1 protein-coding gene is annotated in these 771 nt (G+C 68.2%); it reads left to right on the top strand.

What is annotated here, in order from left to right:
• Positions 1-771, top strand: a 771-nt coding sequence (locus RJ1_RS45100) for an NAD(P)(+) transhydrogenase (Re/Si-specific) subunit beta (RefSeq protein ID WP_143169625.1), incomplete at both ends; no start/stop codon positions are given.

Here is a 771-nt window from a genome sequence, read left to right as displayed (position 1 = left end):
AATTCCTGGACTCGGACGGGTTCACCGCCTTTGCGCATGGTGAGTCGCCGACGGTGCACATCGTCATCGCGTCGCTGTTCGCGGCGATCATCGGGTCGATCTCCTTCTGGGGTTCGGTGATCGCGTTCTTGAAGCTGCAGGAAACCCTGCCCGGCCGGCCGATCGGCATCGGCCGGTTGCAGCAGCCGCTGAACGCGGTGTTGCTGATCGGTGCCGTCGCGCTCGCGGTGATCATCGGGGTCAGGGCCATCGACCCGGCCGGCCCCACGTCGCAGTGGTGGATCGTCGGGGTGCTGGTGTTGGCGGCGGTGCTGGGGTTGATGGTGGTGCTGCCGATCGGCGGCGCCGACATGCCCGTCGTCATCTCCCTGCTGAACGCGTTGACGGGTCTGTCCGCGGCGGCGGCGGGTCTGGCACTCAATAATCAGGCGATGATCGTGGCCGGGATGATCGTCGGGGCGTCGGGTTCGATCCTGACGAACCTGATGGCGAAGGCGATGAACCGGTCCATCCCGGCGATCGTGGCCGGCGGGTTCGGTGGCGGCGGTACCGCGGCGGCGGTGGGGGACGGCACCGCCCGGACGGCGAAGTCCACCTCGGCGGCTGATGCGGCGATCCAGATGGCGTACGCGAATCAGGTGATCGTGGTCCCCGGGTACGGGTTGGCCGTCGCGCAGGCGCAGCACGCGGTCAAGGACATGGCGAAGATGCTCGAGTCGAAGGGCGTGGAGGTCAAGTACGCCATCCACCCGGTCGCGGGCCGGATGCCGG

This window comes from Rhodococcus jostii NBRC 16295 (genome assembly GCF_001894825.1).
GTDB classification, from domain to species: domain Bacteria; phylum Actinomycetota; class Actinomycetes; order Mycobacteriales; family Mycobacteriaceae; genus Rhodococcus_F; species Rhodococcus_F jostii.
This window is presented reverse-complemented; position numbering and strand designations above follow the sequence as displayed.